The following is a 5,642-nucleotide window of genomic DNA, read 5'->3' as shown; positions in this document are numbered from 1 at the left end:
CAGATTCGTTTGTTCAAAGTTTTGTTCAGTTTTCAATGTGCTACTTATTGCCCCTTGAGACAACTATATTATCTTATCACCTTGTTCTTGCCTTGTCAACTACTTTCTTCGTTGACTCGCTCAAACTTCCGGCTCGCCCTGACTCGCTTTTGCCTCCGTCAGAACATATATTAATATACCAACTTTATCCCGCCTCGTCAACTCCTTTTTCCCTTTCTTTTACCTCCACTTTACCCCGTTTGTCCTTTCCTTACCCCGCCTCCTTTTTTCCCTCGTTTCGTTCGCTTTTTACCTCACTTCTTCCCCGTTTCCCTCTCCCCCGTTCGCTTCATTCACCTCTCCCTTTACCTTATCTTAATATTTCAAAAGAGAGTTTATTGTCAAAAACAAAACCGATAACTTTTGACATATGTTTCTTAGTCTAAGTTATCGGTTTTATTGTTTGATATTTTGTCGGGTTATGCTTTATGCCAGCGCTGTCCTTGTGGCGTATCCTCTACGATAATCCCTTGAGCGTTTAGTTCATCTCTTAATTGATCTGATTTTTGGAAATCATGTGATTTTCTAGCATTGGCTCTGTCATCAAATAATTGTTTCTGTTCAGGGTTTAAAGAAGTCTGTGTTTCGACAATATCCACACCAAATATCTGCATTAACATCTGAAGTGTTTCTAGTAGCTGATTACCAGACGATTGCTTAACCGTATCAGACTCAGCATAAGTATTAGCCAATGTCACAAGTTCAAATACAGCAGCAATTGCGTTTTGGGCGTTGAAGTCGTCATCCATCGCTGTTTCAAATGCTTGCTGTTGTCTATTCACTTCTTGATCTATCACATTATCATGACCTGAGATAGCTGATGTCAAACGGAACTCAAGATTCCGGTACCCTGTACGAATACGGTCTAATTCCGCACGCGCCTGCGCTAATGTCTCTTCAGCATAATTAATTGGTCGTCGATACTGTGTTGTCGCAAGCAAATAACGAATAGCCATTGGATCATCATAGTTAGCCAACAGGTCATGCAAAGTAGTGAAATTGCCTAATGACTTGGACATTTTTTCGTTATCAACATTAACAAAGCCATTATGCATCCAATAATTGACAAACCTTTGCCCCGTATGCGCTTCAGATTGCGCAATTTCATTTGTATGATGCGGAAAGGCCAAATCAATACCACCGCCATGAATATCGATGGTATCTGACAAATATTTTTGTGCCATGACTGAGCATTCAATATGCCAACCTGGTCGTCCGTTGCCCCAAGGTGATGGCCATGAAATAACGTCTGGATTTTCCTGACTTTTCCAAACTGCAAAATCAATTGGATCTTCTTTACGAGCCGTTTCTTCATCATCGAGACGCCCTGCGGCGTTTGCTTCCATTTCGGCCAAATCTTGATGTGCTAATATGCCATAACCTTTGAACTTTTTAGCACGAAAATAAACATCCCCTTCAACTTCATAAGCATATCCTTCATTGACTAAGTCTTGGACAAAGGCAATAATTTCTGGAATCACCTCGGTAGCACGTGATCGAACAGTTGCAGGCTTGATATTAAGTGGCAATGTGTCTTCATGAAAAGCATCAGCATACTTATTAGCCACTGCCATTTCTGAAATACCCTCTTCTTGGGCGCGGTTAATAATTTTATCATCAACATCTGTAAAATTAGAGACATAATTCACATCATATCCACGATACTCAAAATATCGTCTCACAGTATCAAAGGCAATTGCAGAACGTGCGTTACCAATATGAATATAGTTGTAGACTGTTGGTCCACAAACATACATGTTAATTTTGCCCGGTGTTATTGACTTGAACACCTCTTTTTCGCGAGTCAAAGTGTTGAATACCTGAATCATACATTGTCTCCTGTAAACATATTTACTTATATTATACAGGACTCGTCAAACGCTTGGGGCTTTTCATGAGGCACTGCAAACAAAAAGCGCCACATCGTGGCGCCTGTTATTAGTTCAAATATTTTTGTTTAATGTCAGCCATTGTTTGTAGAACAGTATTCTTATCCAAAACTACTAACATTTCTGGTAAGTTTGGACCTTGAATTTCGTGGGTTGTGGCTATACGAATTGGATTCCACAAATTGCGACCTTTAATTTCCAAATCATTTTGAATGCCACGAATGGCTGCCATATAATCTTCTGCTGTGGCATCGTTTGGCAAAGCTGTGTATGCGGCTTCCCAAGCATCAAATACTTTGCGACCATCATCGGAAGTCAAATAGTCAACCATTTCATCAGTCACGTCGCCAAGTTCAAAGAAAGGTTTGCGCACTAATGCAACGATTTCACGTGTATAGGAAATGCCATCAACCCCAGCAATCTTAATAACGTCGGCTAACCAATCTTTTTTGAGTTGCGCATCCGACTCAGAAATCAAGTCAGCATTCACTAGTTCTTGAATTAACTGTGGCATAACAGCAGCTGTGTCACGACGCATCCATTGGTTGTTAATCCACTCCAACTTCTTTTGGTCAAACTTAGCGTTAGCTTTTGATAGGCGTGTCTCATCAAACATATTTTTAAATTCTTCGAGTGAGAAAATTTCGTCCTCACCCTTAGGTGACCAGCCCAATAAGCCAATAAAGTTAACCATTGCTTGTGGTTGGTACCCGAGTTCTTTATATTGTTCGACAAATTGCAAAACATTTTCATCACGCTTTGACAATTTTTTACCCGTCTCACCATTGATAATCAATGCCATGTGGCCAAACTTTGGCACGTCCCAACCTAAAGCATCGTAAATCATCATTTGCTTTGGTGTATTGGAAACGTGATCATCACCACGCAAAACATGAGATATCTTCATCAAATGATCATCTACCACCACGGCAAAGTTGTAAGTTGGCATGCCATCAGCTTTTTGAATGACCCAATCGCCACCGACTTCCTTGGCACCAATTTCAATGTGACCCTTAACAATATCGTCCCACGCAAAAACTTTTTCCTCTGGTACGCGGAAACGCACAACCGGCTTAAGCCCTTGCGCCTCAAATTCAGCATACTTAGCTTCGCGTTCTTCGTTAGTCAATCCTTCATATTCATAAATATAATGTGGTGCTTGTTTGGCAGCTTGTTGTGCTTCGCGTTCTTCAGCTAATTGTTCCGAGGTTTTGTATGACTTGTAAGCTTGCCCATTGGCTAGTAAAGCATCAATAAATTCTTGATAAACACCCTGTTCATTACGTTCTGATTGACGATAAGGACCATATTCTCCCGGCTTATCAGGACTTTCGTCCCAATCCAAACCAAGCCACGCTAGATTATCCAGCTGTGATTTTTCACCGTCAGCAATGTTACGTGCTGAATCTGTATCTTCAATACGAATAATGAATGTGCCGTTATAATGGCGCGCAAAAAGCCAGTTGAAAATTGCAGTTCTCGCGTTACCAATATGTAAATGTCCCGTTGGTGACGGCGCATAGCGGACACGAATGTCTTCTGTCATGTGTTATCAATCTCCTATTTGTGATGTGATCACGATTTGTCTAGCTACTAGTATACAACAATCAGTAAGCTAGTTCCAATAACGAAGCGAATGCTAGTCATACTGCTAAACTTTTGGCAAAAAAACGAATTTGTTTGTCATAAAAATCTTCCGGTGGCGTTACCAAATCGGGATTTTCAAAACGAATAGCTGCTAAAAAATAGCCAAAATTTAACCAAATCATATTCATAGTGGCTGCTTCAATATCGACTTGGTCACTAATTTTGTGTTGTGCACGCATGTCCGTAAAATATTCTCTTAACATTTGCTTGAATTGGAGGGGTATTTCTTCAACTGCTCGACTCATTGCAGGCATTCTAAATGATTCTTGGACCCCAACTAACACAATCTCTTGATGATTGGCTTGAAATTCTTGATAAATTCTAGACATCGTAATCAAATCTTTTTCGACGTCGCCAATGACAACCATGCCATCAAAAATGGTCGATAAGTCGTGCAAATGGCGCTCGACAACGGCTGAAAGCAATCCTTCTTTATCAGTGAATTTACGAAATATCGTACTGGGATTAACACCCGCCACTTCGGCTGTCTTATTGATAGTTGCCGATTGATAGCCACCCTGAATTAACAAAGTAATGAAAGCATTTAAAATCAAATCTTGTTTTGATGTTGGATTAGTTGTCATATCACACCTCTTCTTAGCTATATTATCATATTTCTATTTTAAAGGACTGTTCTTCATAAATGCAAGCAAGAACTTGCATGCAAAACATAATAGTGCTATTCTGTTGTCAGCAAATAAAAAGGAGAGCCACATGAATTTCAAAAAATTTCTGCTCAACAAGGGTGTGATTGGCGCACTCATCATCGTTTTATTTTACGGATTATTAATGGTCGGTATTTATTTTTCTGGCTACAAAGCGGTTCCCAGTAAAATTGATCAATTACCCGTCGCCGTCGTTAGCCAAGACAAAGATAGCACAAAGCTCGCTCATCAATTAGAAGACGCTTTGCCATTCAAACATATCAAGAAAAATATCAGTTTGTCCGACGCCAAAGCGCAACTTAATAATCGTAAAATTTATTTGATTATTAACGTTCCCAAAAACTTCAATGCTGATTTGAAAAAAATAGATGGTAAAAGTACAGCCAAATTAAAGTTTTATATCAACTATGCCAATCCAACGACTGCCGTCTCCGCCATGGAAACCGTGTCAAAATCAGTTGGTGCCAAGGTACAAAAGAATGTTTTACTTCAGCAAGGTAAAGGCGTCTTATCAGCAGCAACCTTGTCTCAATTAGAAACCGAAACAAAATCTTTGATTGCGGCAAATCCTACTCAAAAGGACGCTATTTTAGCAAAAGCCAAGGCAACACAGCAAGTAGCAACTGCAAAAATTAACCAAACCTACGCTAATGTTGCCAAATCATACCAATATGATATTGTGAAGGTCAACAAAGTGCCAACCGGCATGCAGCACAGCATGGCACCTTTCTTTATGTCACTATCTTTCTATATCGGTTCAATGATTGCAGCCATGCTCATTGTGATGGCATATAAATCATTTGCGCCATTAATTGGTCGTTGGAGGTCATATGTTTACACTGAAATCGCTATTGTTATGATTGCCATGTTTGCGCCTCTATTGATTGTTGGCCTCAGCAAGAGCATGATTCATTTCAGCACGAACGTCTACTGGCAACTATGGTTCACACACACACTAGAATTGTTCGCAGCCTTAAACGTCAACTTAATTTTCTCATTGATATTAGGTCAGCTGGGCATTATGATCAATATGCCATTCATGCTGACACAAGTTGTCTCTGGTGCTGGCTTAATTCCACGTCCGATTTTGCCTGAATTTTTCAAAGCCATGAGTAACATTTCACCTTGTTTTTATGCGATTCGCGCTGATTACAACATTTTGTACGGTGGCAATCACACAGAAACACTCTGGCTTCAACTTTTCGCCATTGGCGTTGTGACAATAGTAATTCATCTCATCATTGTCGCATTTCAAAAGAATAAAAACCCACTTGTCTGAAGTGAACCCAATAACTTGGACAAAATAAAAAAATGTCCAGAAAGTTATTGGGTTTTTCTATGTCTAAATATTCAAATGAATTTAAATTAATAATCGTCAACGAATGGCTGGTTGGTCAAAATG

4 protein-coding genes are annotated in these 5,642 nt (G+C 39.7%); 1 reads left to right on the top strand and 3 read right to left on the bottom strand.

What is annotated here, in order from left to right; translation table 11 throughout:
• Positions 1 to 458 precede the first annotated feature (458 nt).
• From cysS to BMG01_RS09865, 3 genes are all read right to left on the bottom strand, one after another.
• Complete coding sequence (gene cysS / locus BMG01_RS09875; RefSeq protein WP_004911035.1) at positions 459 to 1,868, bottom strand: cysteine--tRNA ligase; 1,410 nt, start codon at positions 1,866 to 1,868, stop codon at positions 459 to 461.
• A 109-nt stretch (positions 1,869 to 1,977) separates the two neighbouring features.
• Positions 1,978 to 3,474, bottom strand: coding sequence for a glutamate--tRNA ligase (gltX, locus tag BMG01_RS09870; RefSeq protein ID WP_004911032.1), 1,497 nt, complete (start codon positions 3,472 to 3,474; stop codon positions 1,978 to 1,980).
• 97 nt (positions 3,475 to 3,571) lie between these two features.
• Positions 3,572 to 4,159 (bottom strand): TetR/AcrR family transcriptional regulator, encoded by a 588-nt coding sequence (locus BMG01_RS09865; protein WP_004911031.1) that lies wholly within the window; start codon positions 4,157 to 4,159, stop codon positions 3,572 to 3,574.
• 130 nt (positions 4,160 to 4,289) lie between these two features.
• On the opposite strand from BMG01_RS09865, the gene BMG01_RS09860 reads away from it, so the two are divergent.
• Positions 4,290 to 5,519 (top strand): YhgE/Pip domain-containing protein, encoded by a 1,230-nt coding sequence (locus BMG01_RS09860; protein WP_036068852.1) that lies wholly within the window; start codon positions 4,290 to 4,292, stop codon positions 5,517 to 5,519.
• Positions 5,520 to 5,642: the final 123 nt, after the last annotated feature.

Origin of the sequence: Leuconostoc sp. BM2 (assembly GCF_002095565.1) — a bacterium.
Classification (GTDB): domain Bacteria; phylum Bacillota; class Bacilli; order Lactobacillales; family Lactobacillaceae; genus Leuconostoc; species Leuconostoc falkenbergense.
Note: the sequence above shows the minus strand (reverse complement) of the source record. Positions and strands in the feature narration are given on the sequence as shown.